General features: G+C 59.1%; 14 protein-coding genes. 5 read left to right on the top strand and 9 right to left on the bottom strand.

Annotated features, from left to right (window positions below; translation table 11 throughout):
• Positions 1–155: response regulator (locus ACIGDJ_RS27585; RefSeq protein ID WP_397504691.1), on the bottom strand; the 155-nt coding region annotated here is incomplete at its 3' end.
• 151 nt (positions 156–306) lie between these two features.
• On the opposite strand from ACIGDJ_RS27585, the gene ACIGDJ_RS27580 reads away from it, so the two are divergent.
• Positions 307–690, top strand: coding sequence for a hypothetical protein (locus ACIGDJ_RS27580; RefSeq protein ID WP_397478667.1), 384 nt, complete (start codon positions 307–309; stop codon positions 688–690).
• Between the two features lie 114 nt (positions 691–804).
• Here ACIGDJ_RS27580 and ubiA read toward each other — a convergent pair whose 3' ends face one another.
• Positions 805–1,695, bottom strand: a complete 891-nt coding sequence (gene ubiA / locus ACIGDJ_RS27575; RefSeq protein ID WP_101161735.1) for a 4-hydroxybenzoate octaprenyltransferase — start codon at positions 1,693–1,695, stop codon at positions 805–807.
• Positions 1,695–2,255, bottom strand: coding sequence for a chorismate--pyruvate lyase family protein (locus tag ACIGDJ_RS27570; RefSeq protein WP_397478666.1), 561 nt, complete (start codon positions 2,253–2,255; stop codon positions 1,695–1,697). The genes ubiA and ACIGDJ_RS27570 overlap by 1 nt, the downstream gene beginning before the upstream one ends.
• A 201-nt stretch (positions 2,256–2,456) precedes the next feature.
• Here ACIGDJ_RS27570 and ACIGDJ_RS27565 point away from each other — a divergent pair, with 201 nt between their 5' ends.
• The 3 genes from ACIGDJ_RS27565 to ACIGDJ_RS27555 all read left to right on the top strand — a co-directional run bounded on the left by ACIGDJ_RS27565 (position 2,457) and on the right by ACIGDJ_RS27555 (position 4,259).
• Positions 2,457–2,624 carry a rubredoxin gene (locus ACIGDJ_RS27565; protein WP_003177199.1) on the top strand — a complete coding sequence of 56 codons (168 nt, stop codon included), beginning with the start codon at positions 2,457–2,459 and terminating at the stop codon, positions 2,622–2,624.
• A 20-nt stretch (positions 2,625–2,644) separates the two neighbouring features.
• Positions 2,645–3,793, top strand: coding sequence for an NAD(P)/FAD-dependent oxidoreductase (locus tag ACIGDJ_RS27560; protein WP_397478665.1), 1,149 nt, complete (start codon positions 2,645–2,647; stop codon positions 3,791–3,793).
• Positions 3,794–3,983: 190 nt separating this feature from the next.
• Entirely contained in the window at positions 3,984–4,259 is a 276-nt protein-coding gene (locus ACIGDJ_RS27555) for an HU family DNA-binding protein (protein WP_003213368.1), read from the top strand.
• Positions 4,260–4,356: 97 nt separating this feature from the next.
• Here the strand turns inward: ACIGDJ_RS27555 and ACIGDJ_RS27550 are convergent, their stop codons facing one another.
• The 6 genes from ACIGDJ_RS27550 to tssI form a co-directional block, all read right to left on the bottom strand.
• Positions 4,357–4,713 (bottom strand): hypothetical protein, encoded by a 357-nt coding sequence (locus ACIGDJ_RS27550; RefSeq protein ID WP_101161730.1) that lies wholly within the window; start codon positions 4,711–4,713, stop codon positions 4,357–4,359.
• A 95-nt stretch (positions 4,714–4,808) separates the two neighbouring features.
• Positions 4,809–7,139: a lipase family protein gene (locus tag ACIGDJ_RS27545; protein ID WP_397478712.1), complete on the bottom strand. Its 2,331-nt coding sequence runs from the start codon at positions 7,137–7,139 to the stop codon at positions 4,809–4,811.
• Positions 7,136–7,927, bottom strand: a complete 792-nt coding sequence (locus tag ACIGDJ_RS27540) for a hypothetical protein (protein WP_101161807.1) — start codon at positions 7,925–7,927, stop codon at positions 7,136–7,138. Before ACIGDJ_RS27540 ends, ACIGDJ_RS27545 begins: the two co-directional genes overlap by 4 nt.
• Before the next feature lie 41 nt (positions 7,928–7,968).
• Positions 7,969–8,760: a hypothetical protein gene (locus tag ACIGDJ_RS27535; protein ID WP_101161726.1), complete on the bottom strand. Its 792-nt coding sequence runs from the start codon at positions 8,758–8,760 to the stop codon at positions 7,969–7,971.
• Complete coding sequence (locus ACIGDJ_RS27530) at positions 8,757–9,605, bottom strand: DUF4123 domain-containing protein (RefSeq protein ID WP_397478664.1); 849 nt, start codon at positions 9,603–9,605, stop codon at positions 8,757–8,759. Before ACIGDJ_RS27530 ends, ACIGDJ_RS27535 begins: the two co-directional genes overlap by 4 nt.
• On the bottom strand, positions 9,602–11,629 hold the full coding sequence (gene tssI, locus ACIGDJ_RS27525; RefSeq protein WP_312999813.1) for a type VI secretion system tip protein TssI/VgrG: 2,028 nt from the start codon (positions 11,627–11,629) through the stop codon (positions 9,602–9,604). The genes ACIGDJ_RS27530 and tssI overlap by 4 nt, the downstream gene beginning before the upstream one ends.
• 698 nt (positions 11,630–12,327) lie before the next feature.
• Between tssI and tssA the strand changes: the two genes are divergently transcribed.
• On the top strand, positions 12,328–13,869 hold a 1,542-nt coding region (gene tssA / locus ACIGDJ_RS27520; protein ID WP_397504690.1), incomplete at its 3' end, for a type VI secretion system protein TssA.

The raw sequence follows: 13,869 nt of genomic DNA, 5'->3' as shown, positions 1-13,869 counted from the left end.
AGGATCAGGTCCGGCTTGCGGTCGACGATGATGGCGTGGGCCTGCTGCGAATTCTCTGCCTCGAGGCAGTCATAGCCGGCCATTTCCAACGCCACGGCGATCATTTCGCGAATCGGCGCTTCGTCGTCGACGATCAGAATGCTCCTGCCAACCATGCCTTAATCCTCTTGTCATTTAACTGTCTTGCGCCGCATTAGATAACGGAATTATTGCAGTCGTGTGACAGTATTTCAGAGTGGCGGCGATTGTGCTGATCCTGAACTAAGCTCCAAGTCCGAATCCTGACAACCACAAAAGAAGGTTTCCATGACTCAGATGACTGCTTGTTTCAAAGCCCTGCTGATGGCCGCTGCCTTGGCGCTGCCTGGCCTGGCCATGGCTGCCGATCCGGCGATGGAGAAGGACGGCATGTTCACTGACCACAAAGGCATGACCCTGTACACCTTCGCCAAGGACGCTGCTGGCAAGTCTGCGTGCAATGACAAATGCGCAGCGAACTGGCCGCCATTGATGGCGCAGGCAGGTGACAAGTCGATGGGCGACTGGACGGTGATCAAGCGTGACGATGGCTCGATGCAGTGGGCCTACCAGGGCATGCCGCTGTACACCTTCGTGATGGACAAGAAGGCTGGCGACATGACCGGCGAAGGCAAAATGGACGGCGCGTGGAAAGTCGCCAAGGCCAAATAACCAGAAAACCCCCTGTGGGAGCGGGCTTGCTCGCGAAGGCGTCGTGTCAGTCACATTCAGGGTTGACTGACACACCGCCTTCGCGAGCAAGCCCGCTCCCACAGGTATGGATCTTCAGCGCAATGCGTAATCCAGAACGATCCCGACAAATATCGCCAACCCGGCCCAGTGGTTGTGCAAAAACGCCTTGAAGCAGCGCATGCGATCACGATCACGGGTGTACCAGAACTCCCACGCATAACACCCGGCCGCCACCAGCAAACCGAGATGGAACCAGATCCCCAGCTCAAACTTCGACCCGGCCAGCGTCAGGCAGCCCAATGACAGCGCCTGCAGGCCGAGGATGATCACCCGATCCGCCTCGCCAAACAGGATCGCCGTGGATTTCACGCCGATCTTCAGATCATCATCGCGATCGGTCATTGCATAGTAGGTGTCGTAACCCACCGTCCACAGCAGATTGGCGATCCACAGCAGCCACGCCGCCGCCGGCAACTCGCCGGTCTCGGCGGTGAACGCCATCGGCATGCCCCAGGAAAACGCCGCACCCAGCACCACTTGCGGGTAATAGGTGTAGCGCTTCATGAACGGATAAGTGAACGCCAGCGCCAGACCGCCCAGCGACAGCCAGATGGTCGGCGCGTTGGTGCACAGCACCAGCAGAAAACTGATGCCCATCAGCACGGCGAAGAACACCAGCGCTTCTTTTGAACTGATCTTGCCGCTGGCCAGGGGGCGCTGGGCGGTGCGTTTGACGTGGCCGTCGACCTTGCGGTCGGCCCAGTCGTTGATCACGCAACCACCCGCGCGGGTCAACACCACGCCGAGGACGAAGATGACGATGTTGGCGAGTGACGGCGAACCCTTGCCGGCAATCCACAACGCCCACAGCGTTGGCCACAACAGCAGATAAATGCCGATCGGCTTGTCCATGCGCGTCAACTGAACGAAATCCCAGGCGCGCGGGTTCAGACGGTTGAGGGACTTGAGCAGGCTCTGGTACATCAGCAGTTCTCCGGATGGGCGCGGGCGGCGATCCACAGGCTCGGCAGGAAAATTTCCGCGACCAGCACGCTCAGCGCGCCACGGTCGAAACGTGAACGCCGACCCCATAGCGCAGGGGCTTTCACCGCAGGCGGCAGCCATTGTTCAGGGTAGTGGCAGACTTCAATCGCGCGGCGCTGGAACGCCTGATCGCAAAACAGCAATTCGCCCAGCGAGCGGCTGCCCAGTTCATCCATGTGCAAACCATCGCCTTGCAGGGCTGCTCGCGAGGCGACGCTGCGGGCAAACACCCAGGCTTCGCCATGGCCGCGCAAATACACCTCGCGCACCCAGCCTTCGCTGCCCTCGGCCAGATCCAGTGCCGCGCATTCATCAGCGCGCAGGGTGTCCCAGCCTTCGAACAACGGCGTCACGCTGAAGCCATCGTTGGACAACCGAGTCAAACGGCGGGTCAGCGAACCTTCGTCGAACAACCAGTCGAGGGTCAGAGGATCGGGGCGAGGCGTCAGGCGGGCTTGGGTCAGCCAGAGCGGGGCGGGACAGGCATTTGAATGTTGCACAATGAGTCATTATTGGCCGCAAATGAGGCGGCGAGCTTACCATGGCGGGCGACAAGATCGAGCGGCGCCGGCCGCCGTTGCGCCGAACAGGCTTGCATCTGCCCGGCACCCTCAGTACAAAACGCCCTGAGCCGGATGGCAGCGCAGCACCCATCGACCGTCCGCGCCGGCACTACGCCTGAACCCTGAGGAAGTACCTGAATGAAGAAGTGGCAATGTATCGTCTGTGGCCTGATCTACAACGAAGCCGACGGCTGGCCGGATGACGGCATCGCGCCGGGCACCCGCTGGGAAGACGTACCGGCAGACTGGCTGTGCCCCGACTGCGGTGTCGGCAAGATGGACTTTGAAATGATCGAAATCAACTAAGCAAAACACAGGAGTAAGGCATGAGCGCACCAGTCGTCATCATCGGCACCGGGCTTGCGGGCTATAACCTGGCCCGCGAGTTTCGCAAGCTCGACAGCGAAACCCCGCTGCTGTTGATTACCGCCGATGACGGCCGCTCTTACTCCAAGCCGATGCTCTCCACCGGCTTCGGCAAGAACAAGGACGCCGACGGCCTGAGCATGGCCGAACCCGGCGCCATGGCCGAGCAGTTGAACGCTGAAGTGCGCACCCATACGCGCATCAGCGGTATCGACGCCGGCCACAAACGTTTGTGGATCGGCGAAGAAGCGGTGCCCTATCGCGACCTTATCCTCGCCTGGGGGGCGGAAACCGTCCGCGTGCCGATCGAAGGCGACGGCGCTGACCTGGTCTTCCCGATCAATGATCTGGAAGATTACGCGCGCTTTCGTGCCGCCGCCGAGGGCAAGCGTCGGGTGTTGGTGCTCGGCGCCGGGCTGATCGGCTGTGAGTTTGCCAATGACCTGATCCTCGGCGGCTACGAAGTGCAACTGGTCGCGCCGTGCGAGCAGGTCATGCCAATGCTCTTGCATCCTGCCGCTGCGGCGGCCGTGCAGGCCGGGCTGGAAAGTATCGGGGCGAAGTTTCACCTCGGCCCGGTGCTGACCCGGCTGGAGAAAGCCGCCGATGGCCTGCAAGCGCACCTGTCCGATGGCCAGATCATCCCGTGCGATGTGGTGGTCTCGGCGATCGGTCTGCGTCCACGCATCGATCTGGCGGCAGCTGCCGGCGTGCAGGTCAATCGCGGCGTGACGGTCGATCGTTACCTGAAGACTTCCCACACCAACATTTACGCCTTGGGCGATTGCGCTGAAGTCGACGGGCTCAATCTGCTCTATGTGATGCCGCTGATGAGTTGCGCCCGTGCACTGGCGCAAACCCTCGCTGCAAATCCGACCGCGGTCAGCTACGGGCCGATGCCGATCACCGTAAAAACCCCGGTGTGCCCGCTGGTGGTTTCGCCGCCGCCACGAGGCCGCGAGGGCGTGTGGAGCGTTGAAGGGCAGGGCGCCGACATCAAAGCGCTGTGCCGCAGTGCCGACGGTCAGTTGCTCGGTTACGCACTGACCGGCGGGGCGGTCATGGAAAAACTGGCCCTGAACAAACAGCTGCCGCCGCTGCTGGCGTAAATGCCGGTCGTTCTGTCGTAAACACCGCTCTTTTGCCCCGACAAAGGTCTTGGGGAGACTGGCGCCGCCGTTGGCGGCGTGCCATTCTCACTTCCGTCTGCCGCAGAGTAGAGCCTGCGGCGCTTTGGGCGCTGTTCCAACGAGAACAGCACGGACATAACAACAAAAAACCGTCAAAGGGGCTTCACTAATGCGTAAACCAGAACTCGCCGCTGCAATCGCCGAAAAGGCAGACCTGACCAAAGAACAGGCCAACCGCGTCCTCAACGCCGTCCTCGAAGAAATCACCGGCGCCCTGCACCGCAAGGACAGCGTGACGCTGGTCGGCTTCGGCACCTTCCTGCAGCGCCACCGCGGCGCCCGCACCGGCAAAAACCCGCAGACCGGCGAACCGGTGAAGATCAAGGCCAGCAACACCGTGGCGTTCAAGCCAGGCAAGTCGTTGAAAGACAGCGTCAATCCTTGATGGCGGCGTGCTCCCCTGAATGACGGGGAGAACCGCAAATGAGAAATGGGCACACCGATTGCGGTCGGGTGCCCATTTTTTGTGGTTGCCTGATGGCTTACTGGCGTCGGAAGCAAGCCTTGCCGTTACCGAAGTCCACAGCCAGGCAGTTTGGCTCGATTGCCAATTGCAGATCCTGGAACAGTCCGCCCAGATCGCTGTTGGAGGCAGGCTTGGCTGTGCTTTCCAACACTACTGTCTGGTTCTCGACCTTCCAGGTGCCTTTGGCAAAACCGTCGGCGCTGCCGTACGCCACGCCGGCGTCAAAGGTACCGTCCTTGCGCAACAGCAACTCCGCGCCCATTTCCATTGCGCCGGTCAGGTAGTAATGGCCGTCTAGTGGCGGTGTATCTGCTAATACCGGGGTGATGGGAAAGCCGATGAGTGCGGCGAACACTAGTGGTTTCAAATCCATGAAATGAAGCTCCTTGGCAGCTGTATTAAGAGGACCGAATTTTCGGGGTGTCGGATTCTGCCATAGCGGTGCTTTGCCGGCCCGCTGTTTAAACGCTACACAATCGAATCAATATCCAGCTGAAACGGCGCGCCAACTGCATGCCCACCGGTCATCGCGGCGATAGCGGCGTCGTGGTCTTCAGCGGCTGGCGGGATCATCGCCAGTTGCTCCTGAACCAGGTTTTCAGGGTGGGCGTTCCAGCGCAGCAGACTTTCCTCGACCCATTCGGGCTGGTCGGCATAGCTGCCGTAAACGTCGGCCTCGCTGACCCGTTGATCGCGCAGCGCTGTCAGGCGGGCCTTGGTCATGCTGATCTTGTCTATTTCCTGATTGAGCATCAGCGTCTTGTGCGCGCGCTCCTGCTCTCGCACGTAAGAACGGTGGTTGTTTTCCAGTTCACGCTTAACGGCCCGCAGCTGTTGCTGAATATTCTCCAGGGCGCTGCTGATCCACTCGAATTCGCGATTGGTCACCAGCGAACGCTTGAGCTGCAGTGCTTCCTGCCAACGGCGCAAGCTGGCCCAGCAGCCGGGGATGTAGCTGACGACCATTGAGTGGTGACCCCGGTCGAACAACTGCCGCAGAAACGATCCGCGTTCGGGCAAGCCGTTGGTAGCGCGCAGGGCCTTGGCGCAGCCGTGATCGACGATCGTGCTGCAACCCGGCTCCCAGAGAAGGGAGGATCGGTGGTCCTTGTCGAACTCAACGGGCATGAAATGGCGCAAAGCACCGTGATGCCCATAGTCGTCGCCAAAGAAATTGATGATTCCCCAGATCAGCAGGCCGAGGCCGGCGACCGGGTTGAAGCCCAGCACCACGGCGTTGGTTGCGTACATCGGCCCAGGCTTGGCAAAGGTGTTCATCCAGGTCGCCGGCACGCTCGGTACCGGATCGTTCTGATTGACGATGCGGTGGTGGGCCAATGCTTTGGCGCTTTCGATGAACGTGGTGTCACCAGCGCGGGGGGCGCCGTAGGTGTAGAGCACGATTTGCGGGGAGAACTCCAGGTTGCGTCTCAGCATCTCGGACAGGATCAGTGCAACTGCACCGCCCAGACTGTGACCCGTGATCAGCAGCTTTTGCCCGCTGTAGAATTTTTCCAGATAAGTCACGATGAATGGATAAGCCGCCAAAGCGCCACCGTAGAAACCGCGGTGCACTTTGCCTTCGCCTTCGGCAAAGGGAACCTGATAGGCATCGCCGTCACGCCGGCCGTCGGGCCAGATCTCACTGGTACCTCGCACGCTGATCAGGATCAACTCGTCATGGTGGCAGATGAAAGCTTGGGTATCAGTACTGTTGTCTTTGTTACGGTCATCGAGACAGTGCAACTTGGCCGGGTGTTCTTGTTCGTCGCCCAACGCGGGGTCATTCACTTCGGGGTAAAGGTTCGGGTCGAACGGCACCACTTCCAGGCGTTTCGAATACGGCACGTCTTCGTACAGTGGGTAGTATTTCTGCGTTTGCGAGTCATCGACCTTCCACAACTCGTCGAACTGCGGCAGCGCGTGGCCGAACCAGTTGCCGCTGCTGGGCTGTACCGGAAAGCTTACCGTGTCGGTCTGCACCGGTTGAGTGTTGGGTTCCTGTCCGAAATCGGTGTAGCTCAGCGTCGCCATCACCGACAGCTGATAAAGGTTGAGCGCGCAGAACGCGTCGCCTGTCGACAGCATTGGCCGTAGCGCTCTCATCGGCCGTACTTCCAGCACATGGTGTTTGTTCGGCAGCAGTGCGACGCCCTTGGGCGGCGGCGGGGAAAACCCCAATTCGACGGTGGCCATCTCCGCCGCACTCAAGATGGTGTGCAGTCCGCCATCCGCAGAAGTTTTATCGACGGCCGTGAAGTCTCTGGACTTCGCAGCGGGGCGCATGAGCTTGTGCGCCGCCCTCTTCGGAGGGTCGCGACGAGCAACCAGTGGTGGCAGGTGGGCGATGTGCTTTACCAGTTCACTGACTTCGACCTGGCAGTACGCATCGGTTTCGGACAGGTCCTTGGCGGGGTTTGCCTGGGTGCGAGTGCCTGTTTTGTGGAAGAAGCGGGTTTTTTCGGCGCGGACTTGGAGATCAGTTATGGGAAGGGGATAGTGGGGTCTTTTTATCAACCCCTTGTATAGAGTGTCCGAACCGTCGTATGGGCGGTTTGCCTTAAGTACTAAAGGGCCGCAGTAGTGGCTGTCGACCTTTGCGAAGCCGTTAGCATCAAGCCTTAGCGTATAAACCGTATCTTCGTAATCTATAACTTCGATCTTCAAGCCGGCGTAGGGTCTGCCATCACCAAATTCGTCCACGAATTGAAAGCTTGTCGAATGCGCGCGCCGGGGGCATGCATGAATATTGCCCGACATGAAAGGTGCATGATTGGCGGCTAAGGGGGAGGTATTCATGGTTTTGTTTCCCATTTCTCCGTGCATCCCGGGTAGATGGTGCAGACTCTTCCGTCCACCATCCGGAACGTGCTGAAGTCTTTGTAGTTTCCGTTGCAATAGGCGTGTTGATCTTCAAATTTCTCGCCCATACAGCGTTTCCAGCCACCGGGCACTTCGGCCCATGTGTCTCCCCAAGCCGGCTTTTCTTCTTCAGACAACCCAACTTTCAGCGTCACCGTTTTGCCCTCAAGTTGAGTCAATGTGTATGCCGTGGAAGGTCTCGTTCGCAGCACGTTGCCCTGTGCATCCATTTTTTTGCAGGTCAGCAGTTTGATCAGGGATCGATGTGGGCCGACGGTGCGGAATGACCACATGCATTCACCATAAAACTCCCCTGCACCGTCCTCGTTGAAAGTGCCCTTTAATCGTTCCAGCAACTCTGGGCGAACGAAAATCGAGGCGTAGTCCATGCTGAAGTTGCTTCGGCCTTTTCCATAAAACCCGATGACCTTGATTTCCACTTTGTTGAGCGCCAACGGACAATCGCTGACGGTTTTGTACAACTCGATTTCCGCAGTGCTTACATATTCCATGGTGGGTTTATTGAAGCTCACCCAGAAATCCGGCTTTCCTGGCACGCGGCAGGTTTCACCTGCGGCAGGCAGATAGATAGCCTTGAGCTCGTATTTGAAGTCAGGTGGGAAGTCCGGAATAAAGGTGAAGGAGTTTGGCTTGTCTACCGCCGAACAGCCTGAAGTCAGAGCGAGAACACCGCCGAGAGTACTGGCGATGAGGGCTCGTTTGATACGCGGGAGCGTTTGCCGCCGATTGAATTCTTTCCGGTCGTTCATGGCTTTTCTTCCGTGTTTTCTGTGCATCCTGGGTAGATGGTGCAAACCCGCCCATCGACCATTTTGAAAGTGCTGAAATCTTTGTCGTTGCCGAAACAGAACGCATCCTGATCCTCAAAGGCTTTCCCCATGCAGCGCTTCCATCCGCCGGGCACTTTTACCCACGTGTCACCAAAAGCGGGCTTTTCCCGCTCAGATAATTGGATTTTCAGAGTCACCGTTTTTCCGGAAAGCTGAGTCAGCGTGTACGCCGTGAAAGGACGGCTCCGCCCGACATTGCCCTGTGCATCCATTTTTTTGCAGGTCAGCAGTTTGATCAGATAACGCTTCGGGCCCACCGTGCGAAAAGACCACATGCATTCACCAAAGAACTCAGCTGTCTCGTCATCTCTGAAACTACCCATCTGTCGTTCCAACAACTCCGGACGCACAGCAATCGAGGCGTAGTCATAACTGAAGTTGCTTCGCCCTGAACCATAAATACCGATGACCTTGATCTCGATGTAATTCAGCGCCAGAGGACATTCGCTTACGGTTCTGTACAGCGGGATCTCGGAAGTCCCTTCGTACTTCATATTGGTTTTGTTGTATCCCAGCTGAGTGTTTCTCCCGCCAGGCACGGTGCATGTTTGGCCCTTGGCCGGAACATAGGTGGCCGTCAGGTCGTACCTGAATCCGGGCGGAAAATCCGGAACAAACGTAAACGTGTTCGGGGTCTTCACCGTCGTACAACCCACCAGCAATCCCAGGCATCCACTCAGCAGCAACCCTCGTTTCAAGTTCCTCATCGACCTACCTCTCCCTGCCAATACAACGCTTCCTGATATACCCGCTCAAAATGCATCGCCGGATCTTCACCGGGTTTGGGCAGCCATGATTTGCCTGGCCGATATCCCGGTAACTGCAAACTGCGGGTCAGCAAGAAATGCACTTGCTCCGGTTGTTGCCAGCCCCACAATTGCGTCAGTTGAATCAGGCCCCACAACCACTCATCGACGTCGAGTTGTTCGGCCAGCGTGGCCATGGCTTCGGTGTGTTCGCCGACCAGGTAACGGCGGGTGTTGTCGAACAGCACGTTGGCGTAGATCAGCTCCGGGGTCGGCGTGTGCAGCCACGGCGGATCCATCGGCAGCGGGTGGTGGCCGGGGTCCGGGTTGTCGATGGCGTTCCATCGCTCTGCGTGCCAATAGCAGACGCTGTTGAATGGTCCGAGAAACGCCGCGCGGTGCTCGGGTTGCAGGTGCGCCAGCGCACGTCCCAGAACCCGGTTGTCATGCACGCGGTACACCGCCTGATTCGGGCGTTCGCCGGTGATCAGGCGCTCGCGCCAGTGCGCGGCCAGCAGATCAAGCTCGCCATGACGGGCACTGGCCAGCCAGCCCCAATTGCGCTCGGGCGTGGCGAGCAAGGCCTGGATGGCGGGATGCTGCGCCGTATCGATCTGCAACAGCAGCGGGCCGGTTGGCGCCAGCGACTCGGCCGGCGTGCCGGTGTACAGCGGGCGAAACCGCGCGGTGCCGAGGTCGCGGGTCAGCGCAGCGTGCTCTGCGCTTTGATCGTCGGTGTCGAGCATCAGATACAGATCGCAGCCGGCGCGGGATTGCGCGTACAACCATTGTGCGACCGGGCTCATGCGACTTCTCCCAGCTCGCACAGACCCGCCGCGCAGGCTTCGCACAGCGGGCAATAGTCCGCCGCCTGCAGGCGGGCACTGTTGATGATCGACTGCGGTGTGGCGTTGATCGGAGGAGCCAGACCGGCCTCTGCCTGTAGCGGTTGTAGCGGCGCGAGCCCCGGCAGCGGCGCTCCGCCCTCTACCATGGGCACGCTGCTGAAAATCCCGGCGGCATTGATCACGATGTGATGGCCGCCCGCTGACAGCGTCAGGCTCATGCCGGCATCAATCACCACGTTGCTTGCAGTGACATGCGCCTGTTGACCGGCCTGAATCACCAGGGCGCCAACGGTCTGACTGCTGGTGCCGCTGACGGTCAGCATGTCATCGGCATTGATCAGTGTGCTGCGCAGCCCTTGATGAGTGCGCGAATCCCGGCCCTCAATCAGGCTGGTGCTGTCATTGCCGACATGCTCATGGCGGTCGCGCGTGATCAGGCTGCGGCTGTCGTTGAGGATCAGTTGCTCCAGATCACGCTGGGCCCGCAGGTAGATTTTTTCCTGCCCGGCGCGATCCTCGATCGACAGTTCGTTGTAGCCGCCATTGCGCGGAGTGCTCTGGCTGCGCAACACCGTTCGGGTCTGACTCGCCGGCAAGGGATGAGCAACACCATTGACCTTGTTGGCGACGCAGCCGGTAATCAAGGGGTGATCCGGGTTGCCCTCCAGAAAAGTCACGACCACCTCCATTCCAACCCGGGGTATGGCCACTGCGCCAAATCCATCACCCGCCCAACTGGAGGCTACGCGCAGCCAGCAGCTGCTTTTCTCGCTGTTGCGTTCAGTGCGGTCCCAGGGGAACTCAACCCGAACCCGTGCGTGCTCGTCGCAAAAAATTTCCTCCCCCGGTGGCACGGTGACTTTTGCGGTCTGGCAAACCAGCAGAGGCCTCGGCGCGGGCAGTGGCGGGCGGTAAAACACATCCGCAGGGATAGCCTTGAACGTGTTGCGATAACCCTGCGTGAAGCCATTGGCAGCATGGGCATCGTCGCTGCTGAAGACCTCTTCGAGCACGCCTGGTTGCTTGCCTTCATGAGAGAGCTGCAGCAGCCGCCACGACTCGTTGCACTCCGGCCGAGGATGTTGGCGCAGATCGAACAGGTGACCGCTGCGCAGAATCGGCTGATTGCTTTTGCCTTCAATCCATTGGTAATCGCTGCGGTGGCGCTCCAACGTCTGACGCGCCAGCTGTTTGCCGGACCTCTCTGAGGTCATCAACAACGGATAGCGGTAGTCTTCGAGCTCGGGACTGAACTCGGCGGTGAAACGGTTTTCCAGCAGCAGGTTGGGGCGCTTCAGGTCATAGTCGCGGCGGGTGACAGTGCTGGTGCGTGTGTTGAAGCCCAGGGTCAGGTGGTTGACCACCGGGTGTTCGGCGACCATGCCGCTATCAACCTGAAAGGGTGTCGTACCCAAGTTGGGCGCGAACACCGGGCTGTCGCTGAACACCAGCAAATGCCCGTCGACCGAATGCTGGTGATGCCAGGCAATACCCTCTTCGGCGCACAGGCGCTGGATGAACAGGAAATCGCTTTCGCCGTACTGCGTGCAGTATTCACGTGGCTCGCCGGCGGCGACATTGAATGTGAAGTCATCGGCCTGGATGCCATGCCCTCTGAGCACTTGCGCGATGATGTGCGGCACTGTCAGCTGCTGAAAAATCCGTTGGTCCTGGCTCAGTTGCAGATAGTGTAGCGCCGGCACCAGTGTCAGCTCGTATCGGGTCAGGCGCTTTCCGGTCTCGCCCAGCATTACATCTTCGATCCGCCCGTGAATGCCTTCATCCCTTAATCCGAACTGCAGAAAGGCGGGCTGGCTGAGCAGGCTTTCCAAATCAAAATCCGCGTGTTCGCTCACCAGCTCGACGCGAAAAGCGTACAGCTGGCTGATCGCTTCTGTACCTGTGAACGCGAGCACCTGAAAGTCGTGACGAATGGCCGGGATGTGCAGTGAGAATGGCGCGCAGTGGCCTTTGCCGAACATGGGCTTGTCCTTAAGCAAAATGAGTCAGAGCGCGATACCGTTCCTCCCTGATCGCCGCGCATGAAAAGTTGCCAAGGCAAGCTAACGGCGCGGCAAACTAATTGATGTAAGAAGTATCCCTGACATTTGTCAGAGTATTCCGGGTTTGAAAGTGTCGGGGGAATGAGTGAAGTGTCTGTAGGACGCCGCTTCGATAACTATCGACTTGACGGTGTTTGACAGTGAGAAAAGTTTCAGAATAATGAAGTGCCATCATTATAGTGGCACTTTTTGCGATCACCGTTGTCGTTGGAAACTTCTTGATGGCAATCGGTCATTTTCGGAAGTGTCCTACTTCTATTTTCTTTTGAATTTGTCATGCTGCACGCCGCTCGAGGATACGAGCGTCAGATAAACTCGCCCGGCTGGGTGGGAGGCTCTGGGTCAACGGTTTCGCGGGAGCAGGGGAAATGTGCTGATTAATAAGCGGCATCAGGGAAACCCCTGCGGCATATAGGGCGATCTCCTGCAGACCTCAATGAACAGTTCGTCTTGTTGTTTAATCAGATGCTTGCTAGTGGCCATCATAGTGATTACGATGCGCCCACTTGAAAGAGCACATCTCAATTGGATGAGTCGCTGAACTGCTCTTCGATACTGTCCCGCGTGGCTGAAACTGCATTCGCCCGCACGACTGTAATCCTTAATAAAGGCCATGGATGTCCTACTCAAGCAAACTTTCCGCCCATTACCTCGAACTCGCAAAAGTCTCTGTTTCCAAAGAGAATTTCGCGGGCGAAGACGTTCGTTTTTCGAGCGAGTTCGAGGCGCTGGAAAGTGAGCTGGCCAAGGCTTCGTCGATGCACGAAAGCGGGCAGGTCGACTGGCTGAAAATCCGCGAAAACAGCGAAAATCTGCTGCGTACCCAATCCAAGGATCTGCGTGTCGGCGCCTGGCTGACCTGGTCGCTGTACCAGCGTGAATCCTTCCCGGGCCTGCTCGCCGGCCTCGGTCTGCTGCACCATCTGTCGGAAAACAACTGGGCCGACGTCCACCCGCTCAAACCCCGCACCCGTGCCGCCGCGATTGGCTGGCTGGTGCCGCGTCTCGAGCAGGTCATTACCGAAAACATTGCGATCAAAGAGCAGTTGCCGATGTTCCGGCAGCTCTCCGAGCACCTGGCCGGTCTCGAAGCCGCCTGTACTGAACATCTGGGCGATGATGCGCCGCTGCTGCTGCCGATTTCCCGCCGCCTGAAAACCATGATCCAGCGCGCCGCCGACAACCAGCCGGCTCCCGGTGTGGTGGGCGCGGCGGTGGCGCAGGTCAAGCAGGCGGCGAGCCAGTTGCTCACTCCAGGCGCGCCGATCGACAACGAAAGGGATGCGCACAAGGCCCTGCGTGCCCAGCAGGAAAGCGCCCGGCCGTTGTGCGCCTGGTGGCTGAAACAGAAAGCCACTGACCTGCGCGCCCTGCGCCTCAATCGCACGCTGTTGTGGATGACCATCGACGCGGTGCCCGAGCGCAACGCCGAGCAGATCACCGTATTGCGCGGCCTGCCGCTGGAAAAGCTCAAGCTCTATCAGGACCGTTTCGATCAGGGCAAATACGCCGACCTGTTGGTGGAACTGGAGGCGAGCCTGGCGAAGGCGCCGTTCTGGTTCGATGGCCAGAGGATGGTCTGGGAATGTCTCCAGAACCTCAACGCCGAATTGGCAATGCGCGAAGTGGAAATCCACTTCGCGCTTTTGATTCAGCGCCTGCCGGGCATCATCGAGTTGCGCTTCCATGACGGCGCGCCGTTTGCCGATCCGTCCACCCGGGCGTGGATCGCCGCCAATGTCATGCCGCACCTGCAAAGCGCCAGCGCGCCGCGCAAGGTCGAAAGCGAGAACGTCGAAACCCAGCCGGCGTGGGAAAAAGCCCTCGAGGAAGTCCAGCCGATCCTGCGCAAGGAAGGTTTGAAGCCGGCCGTGCAGATTCTCAAGCAGGGTCTGCAATCTGCCCACGGTGGCCGTGAACGCTTCTTCTGGCAGTTCACCCTCGCGCGGCTGTGCTTCCTGGCCAAGAAATACGAACTGGCGAAGAACCAGCTCGAAACCCTCGATCAGACATTACAGGACTCAGGCCTGCACGCCTGGGAGCCCGATCTTGCATTGCAAGTGCTGCACCTGCTGCACAGTTGCTGCGAGTTGTTGCCGCAGAACCACGCCGTACGTGAAAGCCAGGACGAGATGTATCGCAGGCTGTGCCACCTCGAT

Origin of the sequence: Pseudomonas sp. NPDC079367 (assembly GCF_044542195.1) — a bacterium.
Lineage (GTDB): Bacteria > Pseudomonadota > Gammaproteobacteria > Pseudomonadales > Pseudomonadaceae > Aquipseudomonas.
The sequence above is the reverse complement of the archived record's forward strand: the minus strand, read 5'-3'. Positions and strand labels throughout refer to the sequence as shown.

What these genes read in the sequence shown, in the direction of transcription:
- ubiA (WP_101161735.1), bottom strand. Translation starts at nt 1,695, where the DNA reads ATGTACCAGAGCCTGCTCAAGTCCCTCAACCGTCTGAACCCGCGCGCC.
- ACIGDJ_RS27565 (WP_003177199.1), top strand. Translation starts at nt 2,457, where the DNA reads ATGAAGAAGTGGCAATGTATCGTCTGTGGCCTGATCTACAACGAAGCC.
- ACIGDJ_RS27545 (WP_397478712.1), bottom strand. Translation starts at nt 7,139, where the DNA reads ATGAATACCTCCCCCTTAGCCGCCAATCATGCACCTTTCATGTCGGGC.
- ACIGDJ_RS27560 (WP_397478665.1), top strand. Translation starts at nt 2,645, where the DNA reads ATGAGCGCACCAGTCGTCATCATCGGCACCGGGCTTGCGGGCTATAAC.
- ACIGDJ_RS27550 (WP_101161730.1), bottom strand. Translation starts at nt 4,713, where the DNA reads ATGGATTTGAAACCACTAGTGTTCGCCGCACTCATCGGCTTTCCCATC.
- tssI (WP_312999813.1), bottom strand. Translation starts at nt 11,629, where the DNA reads ATGTTCGGCAAAGGCCACTGCGCGCCATTCTCACTGCACATCCCGGCC.
- ACIGDJ_RS27530 (WP_397478664.1), bottom strand. Translation starts at nt 9,605, where the DNA reads ATGAGCCCGGTCGCACAATGGTTGTACGCGCAATCCCGCGCCGGCTGC.
- ACIGDJ_RS27580 (WP_397478667.1), top strand. Translation starts at nt 307, where the DNA reads ATGACTCAGATGACTGCTTGTTTCAAAGCCCTGCTGATGGCCGCTGCC.
- ACIGDJ_RS27535 (WP_101161726.1), bottom strand. Translation starts at nt 8,760, where the DNA reads ATGAGGAACTTGAAACGAGGGTTGCTGCTGAGTGGATGCCTGGGATTG.
- ACIGDJ_RS27555 (WP_003213368.1), top strand. Translation starts at nt 3,984, where the DNA reads ATGCGTAAACCAGAACTCGCCGCTGCAATCGCCGAAAAGGCAGACCTG.